The organism is Streptococcus jiangnanensis, from assembly GCF_040888325.1.
Taxonomy (GTDB): Bacteria; Bacillota; Bacilli; order Lactobacillales; family Streptococcaceae; genus Streptococcus; species Streptococcus jiangnanensis.
Window position 1 is genome coordinate 255,302 of the sequence record NZ_JBFNFF010000002.1, and the last position, 26,472, is coordinate 281,773.

The 26,472-nt window shown below is 40.4% G+C and carries 29 protein-coding genes; 27 read left to right on the top strand and 2 right to left on the bottom strand.

Going from position 1 to position 26,472, the window contains the following annotated elements; genetic code table 11:
* Positions 1-465: 465 nt before the first annotated feature.
* Together AB2B49_RS03850 and AB2B49_RS03855 are read left to right on the top strand one after the other, a co-directional pair.
* Positions 466-3,828 carry a Cna B-type domain-containing protein gene (locus AB2B49_RS03850; RefSeq protein ID WP_320691938.1) on the top strand — a complete coding sequence of 1,121 codons (3,363 nt, stop codon included), beginning with the start codon at positions 466-468 and terminating at the stop codon, positions 3,826-3,828.
* 206 nt (positions 3,829-4,034) lie between these two features.
* Complete coding sequence (locus tag AB2B49_RS03855; protein ID WP_049505550.1) at positions 4,035-4,775, top strand: class I SAM-dependent methyltransferase; 741 nt, start codon at positions 4,035-4,037, stop codon at positions 4,773-4,775.
* 81 nt (positions 4,776-4,856) lie between these two features.
* Here the strand turns inward: AB2B49_RS03855 and AB2B49_RS03860 are convergent, their stop codons facing one another.
* Entirely contained in the window at positions 4,857-5,216 is a 360-nt protein-coding gene (locus tag AB2B49_RS03860; protein ID WP_049505549.1) for a DUF3397 domain-containing protein, read from the bottom strand.
* Between the two features lie 91 nt (positions 5,217-5,307).
* Between AB2B49_RS03860 and mnmL the strand changes: the two genes are divergently transcribed.
* The 5 genes from mnmL to AB2B49_RS03885 are packed head-to-tail and all read left to right on the top strand — an operon-like array spanning position 5,308 to position 10,008.
* Positions 5,308-6,264, top strand: coding sequence for a tRNA modification radical SAM protein MnmL/YtqA (mnmL, locus tag AB2B49_RS03865; protein ID WP_000867026.1), 957 nt, complete (start codon positions 5,308-5,310; stop codon positions 6,262-6,264).
* Positions 6,248-6,805: a tRNA 5-(aminomethyl)-2-thiouridylate-methyltransferase MnmM gene (gene mnmM, locus AB2B49_RS03870; protein ID WP_033629467.1), complete on the top strand. Its 558-nt coding sequence runs from the start codon at positions 6,248-6,250 to the stop codon at positions 6,803-6,805. The genes mnmL and mnmM overlap by 17 nt, the downstream gene beginning before the upstream one ends.
* Complete coding sequence (locus AB2B49_RS03875) at positions 6,798-7,052, top strand: hypothetical protein (protein WP_000361094.1); 255 nt, start codon at positions 6,798-6,800, stop codon at positions 7,050-7,052. Before mnmM ends, AB2B49_RS03875 begins: the two co-directional genes overlap by 8 nt.
* A gap of 11 nt (positions 7,053-7,063) precedes the next feature.
* On the top strand, positions 7,064-9,118 hold the full coding sequence (locus tag AB2B49_RS03880; protein ID WP_049505548.1) for a cation:proton antiporter: 2,055 nt from the start codon (positions 7,064-7,066) through the stop codon (positions 9,116-9,118).
* A 29-nt stretch (positions 9,119-9,147) separates the two neighbouring features.
* The gene (locus AB2B49_RS03885; RefSeq protein WP_049505547.1) at positions 9,148-10,008 is read left to right on the top strand and encodes a YihY/virulence factor BrkB family protein; all 861 of its coding nucleotides are present in this window, start codon (positions 9,148-9,150) and stop codon (positions 10,006-10,008) included.
* A 39-nt stretch (positions 10,009-10,047) separates the two neighbouring features.
* On the opposite strand, the gene queA is transcribed toward AB2B49_RS03885, so the two are convergent.
* Positions 10,048-11,076: a tRNA preQ1(34) S-adenosylmethionine ribosyltransferase-isomerase QueA gene (gene queA, locus AB2B49_RS03890; RefSeq protein WP_049505546.1), complete on the bottom strand. Its 1,029-nt coding sequence runs from the start codon at positions 11,074-11,076 to the stop codon at positions 10,048-10,050.
* Between the two features lie 149 nt (positions 11,077-11,225).
* On the opposite strand from queA, the gene AB2B49_RS03895 reads away from it, so the two are divergent.
* From AB2B49_RS03895 to pstB, 20 genes are all read left to right on the top strand, one after another.
* On the top strand, positions 11,226-11,933 hold the full coding sequence (locus AB2B49_RS03895; protein ID WP_045590847.1) for a glucosamine-6-phosphate deaminase: 708 nt from the start codon (positions 11,226-11,228) through the stop codon (positions 11,931-11,933).
* A gap of 76 nt (positions 11,934-12,009) precedes the next feature.
* Positions 12,010-12,537, top strand: coding sequence for a hypothetical protein (locus tag AB2B49_RS03900; protein ID WP_049505545.1), 528 nt, complete (start codon positions 12,010-12,012; stop codon positions 12,535-12,537).
* 79 nt (positions 12,538-12,616) lie between these two features.
* A complete protein-coding gene (rpsU, locus tag AB2B49_RS03905) occupies positions 12,617-12,793 on the top strand; it encodes a 30S ribosomal protein S21 (RefSeq protein WP_000048054.1) in 177 nt (58 codons plus the stop codon).
* Between the two features lie 64 nt (positions 12,794-12,857).
* On the top strand, positions 12,858-13,820 hold the full coding sequence (locus AB2B49_RS03910; protein ID WP_049505544.1) for a hypothetical protein: 963 nt from the start codon (positions 12,858-12,860) through the stop codon (positions 13,818-13,820).
* Between the two features lie 136 nt (positions 13,821-13,956).
* Complete coding sequence (hprK, locus tag AB2B49_RS03915; RefSeq protein WP_049505543.1) at positions 13,957-14,892, top strand: HPr(Ser) kinase/phosphatase; 936 nt, start codon at positions 13,957-13,959, stop codon at positions 14,890-14,892.
* Positions 14,885-15,673, top strand: coding sequence for a prolipoprotein diacylglyceryl transferase (lgt, locus tag AB2B49_RS03920; RefSeq protein ID WP_049505542.1), 789 nt, complete (start codon positions 14,885-14,887; stop codon positions 15,671-15,673). Before hprK ends, lgt begins: the two co-directional genes overlap by 8 nt.
* The gene (locus AB2B49_RS03925) at positions 15,674-16,057 is read left to right on the top strand and encodes a DUF948 domain-containing protein (RefSeq protein ID WP_049505541.1); all 384 of its coding nucleotides are present in this window, start codon (positions 15,674-15,676) and stop codon (positions 16,055-16,057) included. It begins immediately after the preceding gene.
* A 15-nt stretch (positions 16,058-16,072) separates the two neighbouring features.
* Complete coding sequence (locus AB2B49_RS03930; RefSeq protein WP_049505540.1) at positions 16,073-16,471, top strand: YtxH domain-containing protein; 399 nt, start codon at positions 16,073-16,075, stop codon at positions 16,469-16,471.
* A gap of 73 nt (positions 16,472-16,544) precedes the next feature.
* Complete coding sequence (hemW, locus tag AB2B49_RS03935; protein ID WP_049505539.1) at positions 16,545-17,675, top strand: radical SAM family heme chaperone HemW; 1,131 nt, start codon at positions 16,545-16,547, stop codon at positions 17,673-17,675.
* Positions 17,676-17,679: 4 nt separating this feature from the next.
* Positions 17,680-18,417: an acyl-[acyl-carrier-protein] thioesterase gene (locus AB2B49_RS03940; RefSeq protein WP_320691939.1), complete on the top strand. Its 738-nt coding sequence runs from the start codon at positions 17,680-17,682 to the stop codon at positions 18,415-18,417.
* Positions 18,418-18,427: 10 nt separating this feature from the next.
* Positions 18,428-19,201 (top strand): TIGR01457 family HAD-type hydrolase, encoded by a 774-nt coding sequence (locus tag AB2B49_RS03945; RefSeq protein ID WP_049505537.1) that lies wholly within the window; start codon positions 18,428-18,430, stop codon positions 19,199-19,201.
* Complete coding sequence (locus AB2B49_RS03950; RefSeq protein WP_049505536.1) at positions 19,191-19,808, top strand: TIGR01906 family membrane protein; 618 nt, start codon at positions 19,191-19,193, stop codon at positions 19,806-19,808. The genes AB2B49_RS03945 and AB2B49_RS03950 overlap by 11 nt, the downstream gene beginning before the upstream one ends.
* Positions 19,809-20,028: 220 nt before the next feature.
* Entirely contained in the window at positions 20,029-20,430 is a 402-nt protein-coding gene (locus AB2B49_RS03955; protein ID WP_000631261.1) for a Spx/MgsR family RNA polymerase-binding regulatory protein, read from the top strand.
* Positions 20,431-20,709: a UPF0223 family protein gene (locus AB2B49_RS03960; RefSeq protein ID WP_049505535.1), complete on the top strand. Its 279-nt coding sequence runs from the start codon at positions 20,431-20,433 to the stop codon at positions 20,707-20,709.
* Entirely contained in the window at positions 20,699-21,472 is a 774-nt protein-coding gene (locus AB2B49_RS03965) for an inositol monophosphatase family protein (protein WP_049505534.1), read from the top strand. Before AB2B49_RS03960 ends, AB2B49_RS03965 begins: the two co-directional genes overlap by 11 nt.
* Entirely contained in the window at positions 21,473-22,777 is a 1,305-nt protein-coding gene (locus AB2B49_RS03970; RefSeq protein WP_049505533.1) for an RsmF rRNA methyltransferase first C-terminal domain-containing protein, read from the top strand.
* A 210-nt stretch (positions 22,778-22,987) separates the two neighbouring features.
* A complete protein-coding gene (locus AB2B49_RS03975; protein ID WP_049505532.1) occupies positions 22,988-23,866 on the top strand; it encodes a phosphate ABC transporter substrate-binding protein PstS in 879 nt (292 codons plus the stop codon).
* Positions 23,866-24,783, top strand: coding sequence for a phosphate ABC transporter permease subunit PstC (gene pstC, locus AB2B49_RS03980; RefSeq protein WP_001070950.1), 918 nt, complete (start codon positions 23,866-23,868; stop codon positions 24,781-24,783). Before AB2B49_RS03975 ends, pstC begins: the two co-directional genes overlap by 1 nt.
* The gene (gene pstA / locus AB2B49_RS03985; RefSeq protein WP_000543050.1) at positions 24,773-25,657 is read left to right on the top strand and encodes a phosphate ABC transporter permease PstA; all 885 of its coding nucleotides are present in this window, start codon (positions 24,773-24,775) and stop codon (positions 25,655-25,657) included. Before pstC ends, pstA begins: the two co-directional genes overlap by 11 nt.
* A gap of 10 nt (positions 25,658-25,667) precedes the next feature.
* Entirely contained in the window at positions 25,668-26,471 is an 804-nt protein-coding gene (gene pstB, locus AB2B49_RS03990) for a phosphate ABC transporter ATP-binding protein PstB (RefSeq protein ID WP_000049851.1), read from the top strand.
* Position 26,472: the final 1 nt, after the last annotated feature.

The following is a 26,472-nucleotide window of genomic DNA, read 5'->3' on the forward strand; positions in this document are numbered from 1 at the left end:
AAATCTCTTCCGATTTTTACTTATATAAAATAGTTTGGATAATTATTAAGGTGTATCAAACTTATAAATAAATGGAATGTTTTGTGCAATGTTTCTTTCTGTTTGTGTAAAAGAGAAGTTGTTCGTATGTGTACACTAAACTTAAAGAAACTTCAGTGTGATGAAAGAATTAATTTTTATGACAGTAATTTTACACTGTGTCAACATTTTCAAAAGGCAATAACCTCATAATATTACAAAAAAAGTTAATTTTGTTTTATAATGAAATTAAAGGAAATTTCTATATTAAGTACAGAACAAATACGATAAGTATTGTACTCACATATAGTTATGAAATATGTTAATATGATGTAGTTTAATTAATAACTCTCATGTATTTCAATAAGTCTGAAAGGAGATGAGTATTGGGAATCTATTATCAGAGTTGGTCGTTTTAATGTTTTCGGTAATTTAGAAAGGAAGATTATGAAGAACAAGAAATTTTGGTTACCCATCCTAACCTCTCTGGCCTGTTTGCTAGGGATGATCTTTGCTCCAAATTCAGTTCAAGCAAAGGAACTGAAGAACGTTATCAGTAATATTGGAATTTGGGAGGTTGATAATGGTAGATTTATAAAACCGGATGCGAATGGTGTTTATACTCTGTCTCCTGAGCATAATGATTACCCGAACTACAAGTTTATCGTAGATTATGATTTAAGTGCTTACGATGGTAAGTTGGAGGATGGTGACACCTTTACATTCACCGTTCCAGGTCCTTTGTCAGTTAGAGAGGAAACTTTTGATCTAAAGGACAAGGAAACAGACCTTGTTATAGGAGAAGCAAAAATTGTGTCAAATGGTGATAATAATGGTGGAAAGGCTACAATTACCCTAAAAAATTTAAAAACTTACCTAGAGAAGAAGAAGGGAATCTACGTTCAGAATGTTAGAGGAAGCTTCTATCTTGGATTTAGTTCTAAGAATGAACTAAGTGAGCAAACACTACGCTTTGAAAAGACAGAAACAATAAATGAAATTACTTATCAAATCAGGGTTGGTCGAAGAGGTGAGGTTGATTATTCTGAAGGGATTGGCAAAGCCAACTTTAGTAAATATCATGGATTAATTAGTAAGGAAGCCTGGACCTCAAAAGCTTTAAATAAGAGTGGTCAATATCTTCATACGTGGTATGTTAGGGTCAATCCAAAGCAAGCTTCATATGATAAAATTGAGATTCATGATTGGGTCGATCCAAATTCGTCACCAATGCAAATGATTCCAGAATCTCTCAGTGTTATAGCAGGTTGGTATAACAAAGTATACTACATGAAAGACGAGGTAGTTTTAGAAGCTGGTAAAGATTACGAAATTAAGTGGAATAATTCTTATACAGAATTCACCATTATCATTAACAACGCTTCTTCTATCGTAGCTAAAAATGGAAAACCAGCAGCTTTTCGAATTGGTTATAAAACGAGCGCTCCAGGAGATGGTACAAAAGTACTGAATAATGTCGAAGTAAAAGCCAATGATAAAAAACTGGAGTATCAAGATTATAGTAATAAGACGGTACTTCAGCAGATTGGTAATTCTGTTGTGGCCTCAGGAGGAACTATACAATTAGAGACAGCTTACCGTATCATTCTTTATAAGGTGGACGAGCTGACTCATGACCGTCTAAAAGGAGCAAAATTCAAGATTACTCCTCCGGCAGGAGCTACGGCTAAAGAAGAAATTGTAACGACAAATGATGACGGAATTGCTGAATCATCTATTTACTCAGAAAGTGATATCAAGAAAGGGAACTTTACGGTAACCGAAATTGAGGCTCCTGAGGGATATGAGTTGAATCCTACTCCATTTGAGATGACTGTTGGACAAGATGGAGCTATCAAAACAGTTACAAATAAACGTAGCAAAGTTAAAGTTAAGATTAAAGCTAATAAAAAACTTACAGGACGTGAGTTGAAGGCTGAAGAGTTTGAATTCACTTTAACAGACCAAGATGGTAAGGTGAAAGAAACTGTGAAGAATGACAAAGACGGAAACATTGCTTTCTCAGAATTGGAATTTGACAAAGCAGGGACTTATACCTTTAAAATTGCTGAAAAAGCTGGCAGTGATACAAGCATCAAGTACGACACTAAAACTGTCACGGCTACAGTTACTGTAGTAGATAAGGGCAAAGGTGCACTTGAAGCAACTGTTTCTTACGATGACGAAAAAGCTTTCGAGAATACTTACACTCCAGCAAAAACGGAAGTTTCTGTTAAGAAAGTATGGAAGGACGTGAACAACCAAGATGGTAAACGCCCATCTTCTGTCACAGTTAAATTGCTTGCAGATGGTCAAGATACTGGTAAAACACTTGAATTGACTGAAGCAAATGGTTGGGCTGGAAGCTTCAAAGACCTTGATGCTGATAAAGGCGGAACACCTATTAAGTACACAGTAGTAGAAGTAACTGTTGCTGGTTATACTGCTGAAATTACTGGTGATGCTGCATCAGGATTCACCATCACAAATAGCTATTCACCAGAAACAGTTGATGTAAAAGCAACTAAGAACTGGGATGACGCGAATAACCAAGACGGCAAACGTCCGACTAAGATTACAATCAATCTTTTAGCAGACGGTGAGAAAGTAGCATCGAAAGAGGTTCAAGCAGCCGCAGACGGAACTTGGACTGCTACATTCGAAAAATTAGCAAAATATAAAGCTGGTAAAGAAATCAAATACACTGTAACAGAAGAAGCCGTAGCAGAATACGAAGCGACTATTACAGACTTTACCATCACAAACAAATATGCTCCTAAAGAAATTGACTACAAGGTAACAAAAGTATGGAAGGACGCGAACAACCAAGACGGCAAGCGTCCTGAGTCCGTAACGGTTCAACTTTATAAAAAAGTAGGAAATGCAGATCCAGTAGCCGTTGAAGGTAAGAAATTGACCTTAACAGCTAAGGATAAGACTGACGATAACACTTGGGTAGCATCCTTCACCAATCTTCCACAATACGAAGCTGGAAAAGAAATCACCTATTCTATCAAGGAAGTGGATGTACCAGCTGGTTACGAAGCCTCTGTGACTGGTCAGGTCGTGACAAACACTCACACACCAGAAACAGTTGTTCTTTCAGGAACTAAGGTGTGGAAAGATAACAACAACCAAGACGGCAAACGTACAACATCTGTGAAAGTTCAAATTCTTAACGGCGACAAGGTTGTTCAAGAAATTGAAGTTTCAGAAAAAACTGGCTGGAAGTTCGAATCTAAAAAACTTCCTAAGTATGAGAATGGTAAGGAAATCAAGTACACTGTCAAAGAAACTGCTATGACAGAATACAAAGCAACCATCACTACAGATAAGGATGGCAAGTACACCATTACCAACGAACATACTCCAGAGAAAACATCTGTAAAAGGTAAGAAGATCTGGAAAGATGAAGATAACAAAGATGGCATCCGTCCAGCATCTATCACCGTAAAACTTCTTGCAGATGGTAAGGAAACTGGTCAGACAGCTACAGTGTCAGAAACAAGTGGCTGGACTTATGAGTTTACAGGTCTTGATCGTTATCAAGAAGGTAAGGAGATTGCCTACACTGTTGAAGAAGTGAATGTTCCAGATGGTTATACAGCTTCAGTAGAAGGTTACAACATTACAAATACGCACACTCCTGAAAAACCAACACCTGGCAAACCAAATGAACCAGGTAAGCCTAAAAAAGGTGGGGAATTGCCTAATACAGGAAGCGAGTCTAACCAAGTGGCTCTAGTAGCTGGAATCGCCCTTCTTGGATTGGGAACAGGATTCTTGGCAAGACGCAAAAAAGAAGATTAAGTTTTTTAAACGGTATCTTTCACGAAATTTTGCAAGACAGTTTAAAAGTGGAAACAAGTGTCAATGGAAATTGGCACTTGTTTTTTTGTAACTGACCCTGGTTCTACTACCGGATACAAGTGGATAGTTGCCACTTACTGAAAAGCTATTATTTTTGCTACGAAATCCTCTATAATAGGTGACAAATAAAAAAGGAGATGTTGCATATGATTGAAACAAGATTACAAGATAAATTGAAGTCAGGTTTAAAGGTAGAAAATTTTCAAAAAGATGGCGATATCTATCTGTCTCTTAATCCAGATTATCTATCTGGAGATAATGCTAAATACATGACCATGTATAACCGTATGGCTCGCTGGTACGATATGAGTGAGAAATGGATAGGACCACTTCTCCACGGCAAAGCAATTGATAAGTTGAGAAGGGATCTGATGGAGGAAATAGAATGGAAAGATAATTTATCTGTTCTCTATGTCTCTATAGGGACTGGTCAAGACCTACGTTATATTCCTGAGACAATTGACCTGAAAAGTTTAGATTTTGTAGGGGTAGATATTTCTATCAGTATGCTAAAAAAATGCCAGAAATCTTGCGCTAAAAAGACCAATCTGCAACTTTTCCATGCTTGCGCGGAGGATCTCCCCTTTGCGGATAATAGTTTTGACATTGTCTACCATATTGGCGGAATCAATTTTTTCAATGATAAGGCCAAGGCTATGCAGGAAATGCTACGAGTGGCGAAGCCAGGGACTAAGATTTTAATTGCAGATGAGACGGCTGACTATGTGGATCAGCAATATAAGAAAAATCATTTTAGTAAGGATTATTTTAAAGATGCTACTGTTGATTTGAGTGAAATTGAGAATGCTGTTCCAAGCGAAGTTAAGGAAAAGGAAATGAAGCTTCTTTGGGATGGCAAATTCTACGCCTTGACATTTAGGAAATAAGAAAAAGTATTTTGGTAGAGCTTAGAAAGTAAGTATGAAGATAAAAATATTCCCTTAGACAGCTGTCTGAGGGAATGTTTTTTATGGGAGCATCATCAATTCGACAACCATAGAAATGTAGATGATTAAGGTAAGGAGAAAACCGGCTCTCCAGAAGAATTTGATGAATTTAGGGTAATAAAAACTTCGTTTTTTGACAAGGAAAAAGACTACAAGGAGGATTGCTAGGAGAGAAAGTGCGACTCCAAGTCGCGGTAGAAAGTTGTGGGTAAAAGCTTTAGCAGTAATCAGATAGTACTCGAATACCAAAAGTGGAAAAGCGAGATCCGCGAAATTAAATCCTATTTTCCTAAGTCCGAAAAGCTTGGTGACAATAAAGCAAACCACCAAGGTTAATATCAATAATAAAATAGATGCTATTTTCATTAAAATCATACCCATATTGTATCATAAAAAAACGCTAAAGGAAATGAGAAACAAGGGAATTTGTAGGAAAGTCAGGCTTTTGAGATTGTAGGTGTTTTTTGTTATAATGAAAGTTATGAAATCTTATAATACCTTGAATGATTATTATCGAAAACTTTTTGGAGAAAAGACTTTCAAAGTTCCTATTGATGCGGGATTTGACTGTCCAAATCGTGATGGAACTGTAGCTCATGGTGGTTGTACTTTTTGTACGGTTTCAGGTTCTGGAGATGCCATTGTGGCACCGGATGCCCCTATCCGTGAGCAATTTTATAAGGAAATTGACTTTATGCACCGCAAGTGGCCAGATGTTCAGAAGTACTTGGTTTATTTTCAAAATTTTACCAACACCCATGAAAAGGTGGAAGTCATCCGAGAACGTTATGAGCAGGCCATCAACGAGCCAGGTGTAGTTGGAATCAATATTGGAACACGGCCAGATTGTTTACCAGACGAAACTATCGAATATTTGGCTGAGTTGTCGGAGCGTATGCATGTGACGGTTGAATTGGGCTTGCAGACCACTTTTGAAGCAACCTCTGACTTGATTAACCGTGCCCATTCTTATGAATTGTATGTTGAAACAGTAAAACGCTTGAGAAAGTATCCCAAGATTGAGATTGTTTCCCATTTGATCAATGGTTTGCCCGGTGAGACTCATGAGATGATGATTGAAAATGTCCGTCGCTGTGTCACGGACAATGATATTCAAGGAATTAAGCTGCACTTGCTTCACCTCATGACCAATACACGGATGCAGCGAGATTACCACGAAGGACGTTTGCAACTGATGAGTCAGGACGAGTATGTCAAGGTCATTTGTGACCAGTTGGAAATCATTCCCAAGCATATCGTCATCCATCGAATTACAGGAGATGCACCGAGAGATATGTTGATTGGTCCTATGTGGAGCCTCAATAAATGGGAAGTGCTAAATGCTATTGAAACTGAGATGCGCCGTCGTGGAAGTGTGCAAGGATGCAAGGCTGTAAAACAGGAGTTTAAAAATGAAAAGACCACTTGAGATGGCACATGATTTTTTGGCGGGAGTTGTGACAAAAGAGGATATCGTAGTGGATGCGACTATGGGTAATGGCCACGATACGCTATTTTTAGCCAAGCTAGCCAAGCAAGTCTATGCCTTTGATATCCAGGAGCAGGCTTTGGAGAAAACCCAAGAGCGTTTGGAGCGGGCTGGAATGACAAATGCCCAGTTAATCTTGCAGGGTCATGAGACACTTGATCAATTTGTGACAGAAGCTAAGGCAGGGATTTTTAATCTGGGTTATCTGCCTTCTGCTGACAAATCCGTCATCACTCAACCTCAGACCACTATCGAAGCCTTAGAAAAGCTGTGTCATTTGCTTGTCAAAGGGGGACGGATTGCTATCATGATCTACTATGGTCATGAGGGAGGAGATACTGAGAGGGATGCTGTATTGGAGTTTGTTAGCCAGTTGAACCAACAAGAGTATACAGCTGCCATTTATCGGACTCTCAACCAAGTTAATAATCCACCGTTTTTAGTTATGATTGAAAAATTAGAAAGGTATAGACATGGATAAACAATACCTTCGTGAGAAGCTTGAGGCAATGCGCCAAAATTTTGTCGAGTCAACGCATCACGAGCGAGCAGTTGGGGTGCTCGACGAAGCACATATGAGCAAGAAAATGCTTAAAATTAAGAAAAAATTAGTGGCTCTTGAAATGGAACGATGCCAGAAAAAAATTGAGCACAAAGACTGTTCTAAGATTGATCAGAAAATTCAAGAGCAAAAGGAGATTTTTGAATCTTGTTGTAAAAAAGATTAAGGAGGAATTGTGTGGAATTACTCATTTACTTGATTCTATTTTTATTTGTCTTAATCATTTCAACTACGACCAATAAACTTCTGCCTTTTGTGCCCCTTCCTCTTGTACAAATCCTTTTGGGGATTGGGATTGGTTTATTTGTTCCCGATGCGGACTTTCATCTCAATACAGAGCTGTTTCTAGCCATGGTTATTGGTCCCTTACTTTTCCGGGAGGCAGAAGAAGCGGATATTACGTCCATTTTGAAGCATTGGCGGATTGTCGTCTTTCTGATCTTTCCTGTGATTTTTATCTCGACCTTAAGCTTGGGGGGCATGGCTCACTTCCTTTGGATGACTCTTCCTTTGGCGGCCTGTTTAGCAGTTGGAGCGGCACTTGGGCCAACAGATTTGGTTGCCTTCGCGTCTCTTTCTGAACGTTTTCGTTTTCCCAAACGGGTTTCCAATATCCTAAAAGGGGAAGGACTCTTAAATGACGCTTCTGGTTTGGTTGCCTTTCAGATGGCTCTGGCTGCTTGGACAACAGGAACCTTTTCTCTCAGCCAAGCTGGAACTTCCCTAGCACTTTCTATACTTGGTGGTTTTGTAGTCGGTTTTGTGACGGCTATGGTCAATCGTTTCTTGCATACCTTTTTACTGAGTGTGCGAGCGATAGATATAGCCAGTGAACTATTGCTAGAGCTAAGTTTGCCGCTCATGACCTTTTTCATCGCAGAAGAGTTTCATGTTTCAGGGATTATCGCAGTAGTGGTTGCAGGTATTTTGAAGGCCAGTCGCTTTAAGAAAATTACGCTCCTTGAGGCTCAGGTAGACACTGTGACGGAGACCGTTTGGCACACCGTGACCTTTATGCTAAATGGATCAGTCTTTGTTATCCTGGGAATGGAATTAGAGTTGATAGCAGAGCCAATTTTGTCTAATTCTCTCTACAATCCCCTTCTTTTACTGCTTTCAGTTGTCGTTCTGACCTTCTTGCTTTTTGCGATCCGCTTTGTCATGATTGCTGGTTTTTACTTTGTGAGAACGCGTCGACTTAAGAAAAAAATTCATAAGTACATGAAAGATATGCTTCTTTTGACCTTCTCTGGTGTCAAAGGGACAGTATCTATCGCGACCATTCTCCTCATACCAAGCCATTTGGAGCAGGAATATCCTTTGTTGCTCTTCCTAGTAGCAGGCGTTACACTATTGAGCTTTCTAACAGGTTTATTGCTCCTCCCTCACTTATCTGAGGAACAAGAGGAAAGCAAGGATCATTTGATGCATATTGCGATTTTGAATGATGTAGCTGCAGAATTAGAAAAAGAACTAGACCATCACAAAAACAAACTTCCTCTTTATGCAGCTATTGATAACTATCATGGTCGGATTGAAAACCTCATCCTTAGTCTGGAAAATAAGAGAGTCCAAGAGGACTGGGAGTCCCTCAAGCTTCTTATCTTGAGTATTGAGAGTGATGGTTTGGAGCAAGCCTACGAAGAAAATAGAATCAGCGAGCGTGGCTATCGAGTTTACCAACGTTACCTAAAAAACATGGAGCAGAGTATCAATCGGAATTTCGCTTCTAGAGTGACGTATTACTTCCTAGTTTCCTTACGGATACTGCGCTTTCTACTCCATGAAATGTTTACCTTTGGCAAAACTTTCCGTAGTTGGATGAATGAAGAATCTCGTAAACTACTAGCAGTTGACTATGATCAGATTTCAGAGTTGTATTTGGAAAATACAGAGTTGATTATCGAGAGTTTGGAAAACCTAAAAGGGGTTTATAAGAGTTCTCTGATTAGCTTTATGCAAGAGTCTCGTCTACGCGAGACGGCCATTATTGGAAGTGGTGCCTTTGTTGAGCGGGTTATCAATCGCATCAAGCCAAACAATATTGATGAAATGCTACGAGGCTACTATCTCGAACGTAAGGCAATCTTTGAATACGAAGAAGCTAAACTGATAACAGCCAAGTATGCCAAAAAACTACGACAAAATGTGAATAATTTAGAGAATTATTCTCTGAAAGAAGCCGCAAATACTTTACCTTATGATATGCTAGATTTAATCAGAAGAACTTAGACGATGAAGAAAATGACGGAGGATGAAACATGAAAAAGTGGTGGAAGGAGCTAATGGATAAGCCCTTATTGAAAGCTTTTTTGCATTATTATCAAGCATCTGATAGCGAGTTGACCAGTGTTGCGGTTGCCTACTATTGGTTGATTTCAATCTTTCCTTTACTAATGATAATGGTCAATATTTTGCCTTATTTTCAGATTCCAGTCTCAAATTTCTTACTGACGATCAAGGAATTTTTGCCCGATACGGTGTATGATGTGGTTGCCAAGATTGTCCGAGAAGTTCTGACTCAACCATCGACTGGTTTGCTGAGTTTTGCCGTTTTATCTGCCCTCTGGACCTTTTCGAAATCAATGGATTTTCTCCAAAAAGCTTTTAACAAAGCCTATGGAGTGACCAAGAGTCGAGGCATTATCTCCCATCAGTTGATGAGTCTACTTGTTAGTTTTGGCCTGCAGATTCTTTTTGCCTTGGCCTTGTTTTTGAGTATGTTTGGTCGTATGTTGCTCAACCTCCTCAAAACTTACTGGCAATCAGACAATCCGCTATTTTCCTACCTGCAAGACTTTACAGGCCCTCTGGTCTATGCCTTGATCTTTGCCATTCTAGTTATGATCTATTACTTCCTTCCAAAAGTAAAAGCACCACGAATCCGCTATGTTTTACCAGGAAGTGTCTTTGTCTTGCTAACTCTTATCTTTTTATTGAACATCTTTTCTGTCTACGTCAATAGTTATGTCAATCATCTGGTTGATGTTCGATTTTTCAGTTCCATTATCGTGGTGGTCATGATGTTCTGGTTTATTCTCATTGCAAAGATTTTGATTATCGGAGCAGTTATCAATGCCAGTGTTCAGAGCTTGAAAGATCCAAAGTTTAGTATGGAATAATTAGAAAAATCCCTATTAGGTTTCCTAATAGGGATTTTCTTAATAGATAAACATGGCATCTCCAAAACTGAAGAAGCGGTAGTGTTCTTGGATGGCATGGTGATAGGCATCTAGGACTAAGTCACGACCGGCAAAGGCAGAAACTAGCATAACAAGAGTTGATTTGGGCAGGTGGAAGTTGGTTGAGAAGGCGTCTACAACCTTCCAGTCGTAGCCTGGTTTGATAAAGATATTGGTCCAGCCAGAATCTGCTTGAATTTGCCCATTAAACTTGGAACCGATGGTTTCCAGTGTGCGGATCGAAGTGGTTCCAACAGCGATGACGCGACCTCCATTTTCCTTGACTGAGCGAAGGGTGGCAGCTGCTTCCTCAGAAAGTTGGTAGAACTCCGAGTGCATTTCATGTTCGTCAAGATTGTCAACAGAAACGGGTCTAAAGGTTCCGAGTCCGACGTGAAGAGTGAGATAGACCAGATGAACACCTTTGGCTTGGATTTCTGCTAGCAGTTCTTTGGTGAAGTGCAGTCCAGCAGTTGGTGCAGCAGCAGAGCCACTTTCTTTAGCGTAGACCGTTTGATAACGTTCACGGTCATCTAGTTTTTCGTGGATGTAGGGCGGTAGTGGCATTTCACCCAGACTTTCCAAGACTTCTAGGAAAATTCCTCGGTATTCAAAGCGGACAATGCGACCCCCGTGGGTCAATTCTTCCGTAACGACAGCGCTGAGGCGACCATCGCCAAAGTTAACACGAGTCCCAATCTTGAGGCGTTTAGCAGGTTTAGCCAGAACTTCCCACTCATCACCACTAGTATTTTTGAGTAGGAGAAGCTCCACATGACCTCCTGTTTCTTCCTTTTGACCATAGAGGCGGGCAGGGAGGACACGGGTATCGTTCATAACAAGAGCATCACCTGGTTCCAACATATCAATAATAGAGTGGAAGTGTTTATCCTGCATTTCTCCCGTCTCACGATTAACGATAAGGAGTTTTGAGGCATCTCGTTTTTCAAGGGGCGTTTGGGCAATTAATTCCTCTGGCAAGTGGAAATCAAAATCAGCTGTATTCATTTTTTCATCATTCTTTCTAAGTTCTAATCTTATCCATTATAACATGTTTCAAGTTTGGGCGCTCTTTTTTTAGAAATTAAATCGTTTTCACTTGACAAAAATTGGTCTATACCATATAATAAATATAGATTAAAACGGAGGATGAAAAGATGAAAGTTATTAAAGTTGAAAATCAAGTCGAAGGTGGGAAAGTAGCTTTTGAGATTTTGAAGGAAAAATTGGCCAATGGTGCTCAGACTCTAGGACTTGCGACAGGAAGTAGTCCGCTTGAATTTTACAAGGAAATTGTTGAGAGTGACCTTGATTTTTCAAATCTAACCAGTGTAAATCTCGATGAGTATGTAGGGCTTGATGGGGAAAATCCACAGTCTTACCGTTACTTCATGCAAGAAAACTTGTTCAACCAAAAGCCATTTAAAGAAAGCTTCTTGCCACGTGGTGTTAAGGATAATGCTGAAGAAGAAGTTGAACGCTACAATCAAATTTTGGCTGACCATCCTGTTGATTTGCAAATCTTGGGGATTGGTCGCAATGGTCATATCGGCTTTAATGAGCCTGGTACTCCATTTGACAGTCAAACGCATTTAGTAGAACTAGACCAGTCTACCATCGAAGCGAATGCTCGCTTCTTTGACAAGATTGAAGACGTCCCAACTCAAGCTATTTCAATGGGAATTAAAAACATCTTGGATGCCAAGTCAATTATTCTCTTTGCTTACGGTGAGTCGAAAGCAGAAGCCATTGCCGGAACAGTGTCTGGTCCAGTGACTGAAAGTCTACCAGCAAGTAGCCTACAAAACCACCCTGATGTGACCATCATTGCAGATGCTAAGGCACTAAGCTTACTTGAAAAGTAAAAATAGAAGAACCACTTGCTCTTTGGAGTGAGTGGTTTTAGACATATAAAACTTCAACATTACGTTAGGGGACCACATGAATAAAGAAGAATTTCTAAAAGTAAAAGAAGCGTATAAGAACGTTAGGCTAGAAGAGAAAAAGAAGATAATAGACTTCCTCTTAAATAAGAAAAATAATCATGGAAACTTAATATTTTTTAAAAAAACAGATATAAATAAAAATGAGTTGAATAAAGGTGAGGATATATCATTTGTACAGACAAGTGGAGGAAGTGGAAAACCAAATTACTCATCAGGAGGTACTTTATCTAAACCGTATGATTTATCAAATCACATGTATATTGATTTGTCATATAAAGGGAATGATGTACTAATCTCTTTACAGTCTTTTGATATTGATCCAAATAAGAAAAAGAGTCTTCATGTCTTATACGATCGAATAGGTATTATGTTTGGAAAAGATGACATAATTTTGTTACCAGATAATAAATCAAAAGTCAGTGATGCTTTTCTTAAAATGGAAACAACAAACTGGGAATTGCCTTTATCTGAAGCAGAGATGGAGGAGATGGTGAACTATATTATTAATCATTATGAAGAATAAAAAACTTAGTTTCCTCTTGACATTTATTCATTTTGCATGTAAAATGGAATAGATCTTGAACTTGAAGGGAGTGAAAAAAATGTCTAAAACAGTAGTACGTAAGAATGAATCTCTTGACGATGCACTTCGTCGTTTCAAACGTGCGGTTACTAAAGCTGGTACTCTTCAAGAAACACGCAAACGTGAATTCTATGAAAAACCTTCTGTAAAACGTAAACGTAAATCAGAAGCAGCTCGTAAACGTAAAAAATTCTAATTTGAAATGAAAGGCTAGACTTGTCTAGTCTTTTTTTACATAGTATTTAGAGGAACAAATTCTTATGAAAGAGTATATAAAAGAATATCAAAAGATGCGTGATAATCACTTGGAAGATTGGGGTTATTATGCTGATCCGATAGATTGGAAGGAATTTGAAGAGTCAAACCAAAGAATTTTTGAAAAGTATTTGACCGATTCAAAAGTATTGTCTGACAAGGTTTTAAGAGTAAAATTGTACAGTAGCTTATTGCTAGATGATATTCAATATTTTGCTTATTATGCTGCGTTTTTAGATGGGGATTATAAGCAGTTAAACAACGCTCTATGGCAAACAGGAAGAACCGAGTTGCTGAGAGGCGGTTTGTTGGCAAGTGGAACCATTTACACAGATGGGATTTTGAAAGGCTTGTTTACCTCTTTTGCTTGTAACGATTTTTCAGTCATTCCATCATTCATCCCCAAAGATTTACCCTTGTTGAAAGGAACCTATTATCCAGAAAATGTGATGAATCTTTTATACGCTCTTTATTATCAAGATGAAGAAAGATTATCCGAGTCGCTCTTGCGTGCACAACAGTTTTTAGGGAAGAAAAAACGAACTGGTATGGAAGAATTTTCTGTTCGGTATTTTATAAACTTGGCAAAAAAAGATGCAGTTTCATTAAGTGAGTCCTTACAAAGTTTATGCCAAGCTTATCAGAGACGAGGCTTCCCCTATGAAAAAATTGATAAGTGCTTTGCGGATGAGATTCATGGTCTATATCGATTGGTACGATTGTTTGACCATTCCTTGTTTGAAGAAGTCAGCATGCCATCTCATAAGACTTTTTTGAAGGAGTTTGAAGAATGGCAAGTCCAAAATCAGTTTCCACAAGGTCAACAGTGCTATACCTATCCTCAAGATATGGCTGATGCAAACAGAATGTTAACAAAAGGTCTTCCAAGGATTTACTTAGAAAAATCTGGAAGGGACTTGGTGATAGATGTTGACCAATTTGCAGTAGATTTGTCTCGATTAATTTGAAGGAGTACGAAAAGACTTCCTAGTCAAATCTTTTCCCAAGCTACATCAAATAAATACTGTAAATCCTGCAAAAAAAGGAAACTTCCACCTACAATCTGATATAATAGTAGGGAGAACTCGATTGAAGGAGGAAATTATGTCGGTTTTAGTAAGAGATGTCATTGAAAAACTCAGACTAGATATTGTCTATGGTGAAGGCGAATTACTTGAAAAAGAAATCAATACTGCAGACATTATGAGACCTGGTCTTGAAATGACGGGCTATTTTGATTACTATACACCAGAACGGATTCAGCTGTTAGGGATGAAGGAGTGGTCCTATTTAGTTGCCATGCCTGCCCAGAACCGTTATCAAGTTTTGAAGAAAATGTTTCTACCTGAAACACCTGCGGTTATCGTTGCTCGTGGTTTGGTAGTGCCAGAGGAAATGTTGAGGGCTGCTAGAGAATGTAAGATTGCGATTTTAACCAGTCGAACAGCAACCAGTCGTTTATCTGGAGAACTTTCTAGCTACCTTGATTCCCGTTTGGCTAAACGTACCAGTGTGCATGGTGTCTTGATGGATATCTATGGCATGGGTGTCTTGATCCAAGGGGATAGTGGTATAGGTAAGAGCGAGACAGGTCTTGAGCTTGTGAAACGTGGACACCGTCTGGTAGCAGACGATCGTGTAGATATTTATTCTAAAGATGAAATGACTCTTTGGGGTGAACCTGCTGAAATCTTGAAACATTTACTTGAGATTCGTGGAGTTGGGATTATCGATATCATGAGTCTTTATGGTGCAAGTGCTGTAAAAGATTCTTCACAAGTTCAACTAGCAGTTTATTTGGAAAACTACGATACGCATAAGACCTTTGATCGCTTAGGAAATAATGCTGAAGAAATCGAAATTTCTGGTGTAGCCATTCCGCGTATCCGCATTCCGGTAAAAACAGGACGCAATATTTCTGTTGTTATTGAAGCGGCTGCCATGAACTACCGTGCTAAGGAAATGGGCTTTGATGCGACACGTTTATTTGAAGAACGCTTGACAAATCTAATCGCTCAAAATGAGGTGAAACATGATTAATCCAGTCGCATTTGAAATTGGCCCCTTTGCTATTCGTTGGTATGCTTTGTGTATTGTAGCTGGTTTGGTTCTGGCAGTTTATCTTGCCATGAAAGAAGCTCCTAAAAAGAAAATTCTATCAGATGATATTTTGGATTTTATTCTGATTGCTTTTCCGGTAGCTATTTTAGGTGCTAGACTATACTACGTACTCTTTCGCTTAGATTATTATCTGCAAAATCCAGGTGAAATCATTGCTATTTGGAATGGTGGTTTGGCCATTTACGGAGGATTGATAGCGGGCGCTATTGTCCTTTATATCTTTGCAGATAGAAAGCTGATTAATACTTGGGATTTCTTAGATATTGCAGCACCGAGCGTCATGGTTGCCCAGAGTTTAGGGCGCTGGGGGAACTTCTTTAATCAAGAAGCCTACGGTGCAGCAGTAGATAATCTGGATTATTTGCCAGGCTTCATTCGTGACCAGATGTACATTGATGGTAGCTACCGTCAGCCGACCTTCTTATATGAGTCGGTTTGGAATCTGATTGGATTTGCTTTGATTCTGATTTTTAGACGAAAATTAAAAGGAATCAGACGTGGTCAGATCACGGCATTCTACTTGATTTGGTATGGCTTTGGTCGTATGATCATCGAAGGCATGCGGACGGATAGTCTCATGTTCTTTGGTCTGCGAGTTTCCCAATGGTTATCAGTTGTCCTTATCGGACTCGGTATTTTTATCATACTTTATCAAAATCGAAAGAAAGCCCCTTTCTATCATACAGAGGAGGAAAAATAAATGTTAGAAGTTGCATATATACTTGTTGCGATTGCTTTGATTGTCTGTTTAGTCTATTTGACAATCACGATTCAAAAAGCAGGTCGTATGATTGATGAGACAGAGAAAACCATCAAAACCTTGAGCTCAGATGTGAACGTTACCTTACATCATACTAATGAATTGTTGGTCAAGGTCAATGTGTTAGCAGACGATATCAATATCAAAGTTGCGACGATTGATCCACTTTTTACAGCTGTGGCTGACTTGTCAGAGTCGGTATCTGATCTCAACCAACATGCACGTGTTTTAGGTAAAAAGGCTTCATCTGCTGGTTCGAAGACCATCAAAACAGGTGCAGGCTTGTCCGCACTTCGTGTTGCAAGTAAATTTTTCAAAAAATAAAAAAGGAGAAATCTTATGGGAAAACTATCCTCTATCCTTTTAGGAACAGTTTCAGGTGCTGCTCTTGCTTTGTTTTTGACGAGTGACAAGGGCAAGCAAGTTTGTAGTCAAGCTCAGGATTTTCTAGATGATTTGAGAGAAGATCCAGAATATGCTAGAGAGCAGGTTTGTGAGAAACTAACAGAAGTGAAGGAACAGGCAACGGACTTTGTGCTGAAAACAAAGGAACAAGTAGAATCTGGTGAAATCACTTTTGATAGTGTCCTTGGCCAAGCTAAAAACTGTGCTCGACAAGCGACAGAAGCGTCAAAGGAAACCTTTAACAACCTCAAGGAGCAGTGGCAGGAGCAGTCAGAAACTCCAGACGTCGCTGAAGACCAAGAAGAAATCATCATCGATATTACTGAAGTATAAGGTATCACCATCTCTGGTTTTTGGAGATGGTGATTTTTATCTGCAAGCCTGTCTTTATGGTATAATAAGTACTATGCAGAAAAAACCAACGTCCGCCTACGTGCATATTCCCTTTTGCACACAGATTTGTTATTATTGTGACTTTTCAAAAGTTTTTATCAAGAATCAACCAGTAGATAGTTACCTGGAGCATCTGCTAGAGGAGTTTCGTTTTTATGATATCCAAAAGTTACGAACTCTCTACATTGGAGGTGGGACGCCAACGGCTTTGTCCGCTTCGCAATTAGAAGTGCTCTTGGATGGCCTGACTAAAAATCTAGACTTGTCTGTCTTGGAAGAGTTGACCATTGAGGCCAATCCAGGAGACTTGGATACAGATAAGATTGCGGTTTTGAAACGGTCGCCAGTCAATCGTGTTTCTTTAGGTGTGCAGACTTTTGATGACAAAATGCTGAAAAAGATTGGGCGCAGTCATTTGGAGAAGGATATTTATGAAAATATCGACCGTCTTAAATTGGCTGGTTTTGACAATATCTCCATCGACTTGATTTATGCTCTACCCGGTCAAACTATGGATCAGGTCAAGGACAATGTGGCTAAGGCTATCTCGCTTGATATTCCTCATATGAGCCTTTATAGCTTGATTTTGGAAAATCATACGGTCTTTATGAACCGCATGCGACGAGGGAAGTTGCCCCTACCCAAGGAAGAGTTAGAAGCGGAGATGTTTGAGTACATTATCGCAGAACTGGAGCGAGCTGGTTTTGAGCATTATGAGATTTCCAATTTCTCTAAACCCGGATTTGAAAGTCGCCACAATCTCATGTACTGGGACAATGCCGAGTATTATGGTATCGGTGCAGGTGCTTCGGGTTATGTGGACGGGGTGCGTTATAAAAACCACGGTCCTATCCGCCACTATCTCACTGCGGTAGAGGCAGGAAATGCTCGGATTACAGAAGAACACCTGAGTCAAAGGGAGCAGATGGAAGAAGAAATGTTCCTAGGCCTCCGCAAGAAATCAGGTGTTTCTATGGCGCGATTTGAGGAAAAATTTGGACGGTCCTTTGATGGACTTTATGGCGAGATCATCAGAGACTTGGTTCAACAAGGACTCATGCAGATCGACGGTGATCGTATCCGAATGACAAAGAGGGGTCTCTTCTTGGGAGACACTGTAGCAGAACGATTTATTTTGGAGTAGAACAATGGGCTTAACTTATCAAATGAAAATGAAAATTCCTTTTGATATGGCGGACATGAACGGTCATATCAAACTTCCAGATGTGATTTTGCTGTCCTTGCAAGTATCCGGTATGCAGTCGATTGAACTGGGAGTTAGCGACAAGGATGTGTTAGATCGTTACAATCTGGTCTGGATTATTACAGACTATGCGATTGACGTGGTTCGCTTGCCTCGCTTTGCTGAAGAGATTACGATTGAAACAGAAGCATTGACTTACAATCGTCTTTTTTGCTACCGCCGTTTCACTATCTATGATGAAGCAGGTAAAGAAATCATTCGCATGGTAGCAACCTTTGTTCTTATGGACAGGGACAGTCGGAAAGTTCATGCTGTCGAACCTGAGATTGTTGCGCCTTACCAGTCTGAATTTGATAAAAAACTCATCCGCGGGCCAAAGTATGCAAATCTAGAAGATCCAATCAGTAAAGACTACCATGTTCGTTTTTACGATTTGGATATGAATGGTCATGTTAATAACAGCAAATACCTGGATTGGATTTTTGAGGTCATGGGAGCAGACTTTTTGACCAAGTATTTTCCAAAGAAAATCAATCTCAAATATGTCAAAGAAGTGCGACCAGGTGGCATGATTGCTTCAGCTTATGAACTCAAGGGACTAGAAAGCAAGCATGAGATTATCAGTGATGGGGAGATCAATGCCCAAGCTATGATTACTTGGCAAGAAATTGAAGGCAATTAGAAAGGACGATATGGCTTATAAAGGTTATTTAATTGATTTAGACGGAACCATTTACAAGGGGAAAGACAGAATCCCGGCAGGAGAGGCTTTTGTGCATGAACTGCAAAAGCGTGAAATTCCTTATCTCTTTGTAACCAACAATACAACCCGAACTCCAGAGAGTGTTCAAGAGATGTTGGCTCAGAATTTTAACATTAATACGCCTCTATCAACTGTCTATACAGCGACTTTGGCAACCATCGACTATATGAACGACTTGGGACTGGAAAAGACAGTCTATGTCATCGGAGAAGCTGGGCTCAAGGATGCTATTGAGGCGGCTGGTTATGTCGAAGACAAGGAAAATCCAGCCTATGTGGTCGTTGGACTGGACTGGCAAGTTGACTATGAAAAATTTGCCACAGCAACTCTAGCCATTCAAAAGGGGGCTCACTTTATCGGAACCAACCCTGACCTCAATATCCCGACGGAACGTGGTCTCTTGCCTGGTGCTGGTTCACTAATTACACTTCTTGAAGTAGCAACACGCGTAAAACCAGTTTATATCGGAAAACCAAATGCTATCATTATGGATAAGGCAGTTGAGCACTTGGATTTGAAAAGAGAAGAATTGCTCATGGTCGGGGATAACTACTTGACAGATATCCGAGCAGGGATTGACAATGGTATTCCAACGCTCTTGGTGACGACAGGTTTTACCAAGGCAGAAGAAGTAGCGGACCTGCCAATCGTACCAACTCATGTGGTGTCTAGCCTTGCGGAGTGGAATTTTGATGAGAACTAAACTGACTTTTTGGGGAAGTATGCTCTTTCTCCTTTCCATTTCTATCCTACTGACTATTTATCTGGCATGGATTTTCTATCCTTTGGAAATTGAGTGGCTGAACTTAGCGGATCGAGTCTATCTAAAGCCAGAAACCATTCAGTACAATTTTCATATCTTGATGAATTACCTGACTAATCCCTTTAGTCAGGTCTTAGAGATGTCAGATTTTCGTTCATCAGCTGCAGGTCTACACCACTTTGCGGTGGTGAAGAATCTCTTTCATCTAGTTCAGCTAGTTGCCCTAGTGACACTTCCAAGTTTCTATTTCTTTGTTAAAAAGATTGTAAAAAAGGGTTTTCTCCCCTTATATCGTAAAAGTATTTTAACTCTAGTACTATTGCCCCTTATCATTGGGGTTCTGGGAGTGTTGATTGGGTTTGAGCAATTCTTTACTCTTTTCCATCAGATTCTCTTTGTGGGAGATGATACCTGGCTTTTTGATCCAGCAAAGGATCCCGTTATTTGGATTTTGCCAGAGACTTTCTTTCTCCATGCCTTTTTACTTTTCTTTGCTTTGTATGAAGGAATGTTTGGTTTCCTTCTTGCTAAAGCTTCAAGGAAATAGTGGAAAAAATTCTGTATTTTTAATAAAAAACGAGAGAAGTTGCTCTACTCCCTATTTATTGTTAGGTTATCCTAAAGATAAACTTGCAAAGCAGGAGATTTTTGCAGAAAACAGTCTATTTTCTATGAAAAAATAGGCTTTTTTTCTAAAAATACCTAGTCAAGCGCTTTATTTTTTTGTATAATAGAAATAGCAAGTATAGATAAAAGAAGAGAAAAGCATGATTACACTATTTTTATCACCGAGTTGTACATCATGTCGTAAGGCAAAGGCTTGGTTAGAGACGCATAAAGTGCCCTTTCAAGAGCATAATATTATGACTAGTCCTTTAACAAGAAAAGAATTACAACATATTCTTTCCTTGACCGAAAATGGTACTGATGACATCATTTCAACTCGTTCAAAAATTTTTCAAAAATTGGATATTGATGTAGAGAGTATCTCGGTATCGGAGTTGCTTCAGTTGATTGAGCAATATCCTAGTCTTTTGCGTCGCCCAATTATTATAGATACCAAACGCATGCAGATCGGTTTTAATGAAGATGAGATTCGTGCTTTTCTCCCTCGTAGTTACCGTAAACAAGAATTGAAAGAAGCAACATTGAGAGCTGGTATTGGATAGATGAACAAACAGTATAGTTACCCACTAGATTTGTCGTGGAGCACTGAAGAACTTGCTTCAGTGCTTTCTTTTTTTAATGATGTTGAAGCTGCTTATGAAGATAAGGTTGAAGCAAAAAAACTGCTAGAATCTTACAAGAAATTTAAGTCTGTGGTTCCAAGCAAAAGCGAAGAAAAGCGCTTAGGTCGCGAATTTGAGACGGCTAGCGGTTATTCCTGCTATCATGCAGTTCAATTAGCAAAAGAAAAAAGAGAAGGGAAGATTTCTCTTGGAAACTAAATTTGAATTTGCCAAACAGATTGTGCAGGAAGCTGCTGCCTATATTTTGGCTCACATGAAAGAAGATTTGCAGGTTGAGCGAAAATCTTCACCTACCGACTTGGTGACGCGTTTGGATAAGGAAGTTCAGGATCTCTTGGTTGGTAGAATTTTAGCATCTTATCCAGAAGACTTGATTTGCGCGGAAGAGGGTTGTTTACGTGCTGCAGTCGGTCAAGGTTCCGTTTGGGTGATTGATCCCATTGACGGTACCAATAACTTTATCGCCCAGCAGGAAGATTTTGCCGTGATGTTGGCTTATTTTGAGAATGGTGTTGGCAAATTTGGTGTCATCTATGATGTCATGAAAGGTGATTGTTACCATGGTGGTGGCGCCTTTCCTCCTTGTCGCAATAATGATCCCTTACCGCCTTTTAAAAAGAAACCTCTTCAAGAATTTTTAGTTGCCGGTAACTCAGGTATGTTTGAAAGCAATGAGTGTGGCTTGGCTGATTTGGGTCGAGCAGCGTTGGGAGTCCGTGTTTACGGCAGTGCGGCCATTAGTTTTGCCAAGGTTTTATCGGGTCGACTTCTGACTTACATTACCTACCTGCAGCCATGGGATTACGCTGCGGCCAGTATCTTAGGGGAAAGTCTGGGTTATCGTCTGATTACGGTTTCTGGTGAGCCTGTTGATTTTCAAACACGCCAGCCGGTCATGATGGTGCCAATCGAGATGCAAGAAGAGATTCAGTCTTATATCTACGAAAGGAAAGAGAACTAAATGCAATTTCCAGAAGGATTTGTTGAAAAATATGAAGCGATACTAGAAGAAGAGGCAAGAGACTTTCTTGCCTCTTTTAAACAAGAAGCAGTTTCGGCTTTTCGGGTCAATCCCTTAAAAGAAAGTCAGTTATCGTTTGCAGATGCTATTCCAAATACACTTTGGGGACATTATGGTAAGGTTTCTGGAAAGTCACCAGAGCACGCGACCGGTCTCGTGTATTCGCAAGAGCCTGCAGCCCAAATGGTAGCCCAGGTGGCTCAACCAATTCCTGGCATGAAGGTCTTGGACTTGGCGGCGGCTCCAGGTGGAAAATCCACTCAACTAGCAGCTTATCTGGCTAATCAAGGAGTCCTTGTCTCCAACGAAATTTCAAGCAAGCGTGCTAAAATTTTAGTGGAAAATATGGAGCGATTTGGAGCGACAAACGTTGTCGTGACCAATGAATCTGCTGACCGCTTGGCCAAGGTTTTTAAAGGTTACTTTGATGTGATTATCCTTGATGCACCTTGCTCGGGTGAAGGGATGTTTCGTAAGCAGCCAGAGGCCATGGATTATTGGAGTACCGATTATCCTAGCCAATGTGCTAGTCTCCAAAGAGAAATTTTAGAAGATGCAGTGACCATGCTTGCAGAAGGCGGCCGTTTAGTCTATTCGACCTGTACTTGGGCACCTGAGGAAAATGAAGAAATCGTCCACTGGTTGCTGGATACTTATGAATTTGAATTGCTTCCAGTTGAGCATGTGAACGGTATGGTAGCAGGAATTGACCTTCCTGAAACGGCTCGGATGTATCCTCATCATTTTAAGGGAGAAGGCCAGTTTGTTGCCCACCTGCAGTTTAAGGGACAAAATCCAGCACCTAAATTCAAGGCTAGCAAGAGCAATCTCAGTCGGGAGCAACTGGCTTTGTGGCAAGAATTTGCCCAAAAACACTTACGGGTCAATCTAGCTGGTATCTTGCAAACTTTTGGAGACCAGCTCTATCTCTTGCCAGAGATGCTACCTAATCTAGGGAAACTCAAAATTGCCCGAAATGGGCTCCATCTGGGTACTTTTAAGAAGAAACGCTTCGAACCAAGCTTTGCTCTGGGATTAGCCTTGAAACCAAGCCAAGTAAAACAAAGTGTCGAAATCAATGATAAGGACTTTGTAAAATATGTGGCTGGTGAGACTGTTCAATTGTCTGAAGCTCGACCAAATGGTTGGTACCAAGTTCTGGTTCAAGGAAACGGATTAGGCTTTGCCAAGGTAACGGGAAATGTTTTGAAAAATTATTATCCAAAAGGACTCAGATTCAGGTGAAAAAGCTAGTCAAAGAGCCTATTCTATGTTATAGTGGAAGTATGAGTTTTTTCTGATAGTCTTTCATTATTACTTATATTATACGATGGAATTGTCCGCTCCTAAGAATGACTAGATAAAATAAAGCGGGACAATCATTGATGATAATTGGATGATCAGGACAAACGGAAGAAATCAGAACATTTATCATTATGTTCAAGGAGAATAACAGTGAAAAAAAGAAAAAAGCTCGTCATGTCTCTTGCAGCTCTTTTAATGGCAGGTTCTCTAGCAGGATGTGCTAGCTGGATTGATCGTGGAGAATCCATGACAGCCGTTGGTTCGACTGCTCTTCAGCCTCTTGTCGAAGCGGCAGCAGATGAATTTGGTTCTAGAAACATCGGAAAAACAGTTAATGTTCAAGGTGGTGGATCGGGTACAGGATTATCACAAGTCCAGTCTGGAGCAGTTGACATCGGGAACTCTGACGTCTTTGCAGAGGAAAAAGAAGGAATCGATGCTTCAGCTCTAGTAGACCACAAGGTTGCAGTGGCTGGTCTTGCAGTGATTGTAAACAAGGAAGTGGATGTTGAAAATCTCACAACCGAGCAACTTCGCAAAATCTTTACAGGTGAAGTGACCAACTGGAAAGAATTTGGGGGCAAAGATCTGGCCATTTCAATCATCAACCGAGCAGCAAGTTCTGGTTCACGAGCGACGTTTGATACGGTGGTTATGAATGGCCAAGCGGCAATGCAGAGTCAAGAACAGGATTCTAACGGGATGGTCAAGTCCATTGTATCCCAAACCCCTGGAGCCATTTCTTACCTGGCTTTTGCCTATGTAGATGACTCCGTGAAAAGCATGAAACTGAATGGGTATGAACCTACATCTGAGAATGTAACGACCAACAACTGGCCTTTGTGGTCTTATGAACATATGTACACACTTGGTCAGCCAAATGAGTTAGCTGCTGAATTCCTGAATTTCGTCCTCTCAGATGAAGCCCAAAATGGAATTGTTAAGGGCATGGGCTATATCTCTATCAATGAAATGAAAGTCCAAAAGGATGCTTCAGGTACCGTTACAGCAGTAGAAGGAGGTCAATAATGAATCAAGAAGAATTATCAAAAAAATTACTATCTCCTTCAAAGAACTCTCGCCTTGAGAAGTTTGGTAAAGGTTTGACCTTCACTTGCCTTTCTTTGATTGTTATCATTGTGGCCATGATTTTGATTTTTGTAGCTCAAAAAGGCTTATCGACCTTCTTTGTCAATGGGGTCAACATCTTTGATTTCCTCTTTGGACAAACTTGGAATCCTTCAGGGAAACAATTTGGTGCCCTTCCAATGATTTTGGGTTCCTTTATTGTGACGATTTTATCAGCCCTCATCGCAACACCCTTCGCTATCGGAGCTGCAGTCTTTATGACAGAAGTCTCACCAAAGGGTGCAAAGATTTTGCAACCAGCCATTGAACTTCTCGTCGGTATTCCTTCAGTCGTCTATGGATTTATCGGTTTGCAAGTTGTGGTGCCTTTTGTTCGTAGCATCTTTGGTGGAACTGGTTTTGGGATCTTGTCAGGGATTTTCGTTCTCTTTGTCATGATCCTACCAACTGTAACCTTTATGACAACAGACAGCTTGCGTGCTGTTCCTCGTCATTACCGTGAAGCCAGTTTAGCTATGGGAGCCACTCGTTGGCAAACCATCTGGCGTGTGACCTTGAAAGCAGCACGTTCAGGTATTTTCACTGCAGTGGTCTTTGGGATGGCGCGTGCTTTTGGTGAAGCTCTTGCTATTCAGATGGTTGTCGGAAACTCAGCAGTTATCCCAACCTCGCTAACAACACCAGCTGCGACCTTGACATCTGTATTGACTATGGGTATCGGAAATACCGTCATGGGAACGGTTGATAATAACGTTCTCTGGTCACTGGCCCTAGTCTTGCTCTTGATGAGTTTAGCCTTCAACAGTGTGATTAAATTGATTACGAAAGAAAGAGGAAAGAAAAACTATGCACGCTAAGAAATTAGATAAACTTGCAACAGCTGTCCTCTATACCATCGCGGGTATCATCGTTGCCATCTTGGCATCCTTGATTCTCTATATCTTGGTGAGAGGGTTACCGCATATCTCTTGGTCCTTCTTGACAGGGAAATCTTCCTCTTATCAAGCAGGTGGGGGTATCGGGATTCAGCTCTACAATTCCTTCTTCCTTTTGGTCATTACCTTGATCATTTCTGTTCCGCTGTCTATGGGAGCTGGCGTTTTCCTCGCTGAGTATGCCAAAAAAGGACCTGTGACCAATTTTATTCGTACCTGTATTGAGATTTTGTCTTCTCTACCATCAGTCGTTGTGGGTCTCTTTGGTTACTTGATCTTTGTAGTCCAGTTTGAGTATGGATTTTCAATCATTTCAGGTGCCTTGGCCTTGACGGTCTTTAACCTCCCTCAGATGACTCGAAATGTTGAAGACAGTTTAAAACACGTTCACCATACACAACGTGAGGCTGGTCTGGCCCTTGGAATTTCTCGTTGGGAGACTGTGGTCCATGTCGTCATTCCAGAAGCCCTTCCAGGTATCGTAACGGGTGTTGTCTTGGCATCTGGCCGTATCTTTGGTGAGGCCGCCGCTCTTATCTATACGGCAGGACAATCCGCTCCAGCCCTTGACTGGTCTAACTGGAATATCCTCAGTGTTACCAGCCCTATCTCAATCTTCCGACAAGCAGAAACCTTGGCTGTCCACATCTGGAAGGTCAACAGTGAAGGAACCATTCCTGATGCTACCATTGTATCTGCTGGTTCTGCCGCCGTGCTCCTCATCTTTATCTTGATTTTTAACTTTGGAGCTCGCAAACTCGGAAGCTATTTACACAAGAAATTAACCGCTGCCTAAAGGAGAAGCCATGTCAAAATATAACTGGGATGAAAAGCATATCATCACCTTCCCTGAAGAAAAAGTGGCCCTCTCTACTAAGGATTTACATGTTTACTATGGTAAAAATGAATCCATCAAGGGCATCGATATGCAATTTGAAAAAAATAAAATTACAGCCTTGATTGGCCCTTCTGGATCAGGGAAATCTACTTATCTTCGCAGTCTCAATCGGATGAATGATACCATTGATATTGCCAAGGTCACAGGTCAAATCCTCTACCGAGGGATTGACGTCAACCGTCCAGAAATCAATGTCTATGAGATGCGCAAGCATATCGGAATGGTCTTCCAACGTCCAAATCCATTTGCCAAGTCTATCTATCGCAACATCACTTTTGCTCATGAACGTGCAGGTGTTAAGGACAAGAAAGTACTTGATGAAATTGTAGAAACCTCTTTAAGACAGGCTGCCCTTTGGGACCAGGTCAAAGACGACCTCCACAAATCAGCCTTGATGCTTTCTGGTGGTCAGCAACAACGTCTCTGTATCGCTCGCGCCATTTCTGTCAAGCCAGATATCCTCTTGATGGATGAACCGGCGTCAGCCTTGGATCCGATTGCGACAGCCCAACTGGAAGAAACCATGTTGGAATTGAAGAAGGACTTTACCATCATCATCGTTACCCACAGTATGCAACAGGCTGCGCGTGCAAGTGACTACACTGGATTTTTCTACTTGGGTGATTTGATTGAGTATGATAAGACATCCAATATTTTCCAAAATGCCAAGTTACAGTCAACCAATGACTATGTAACGGGACACTTTGGTTAGA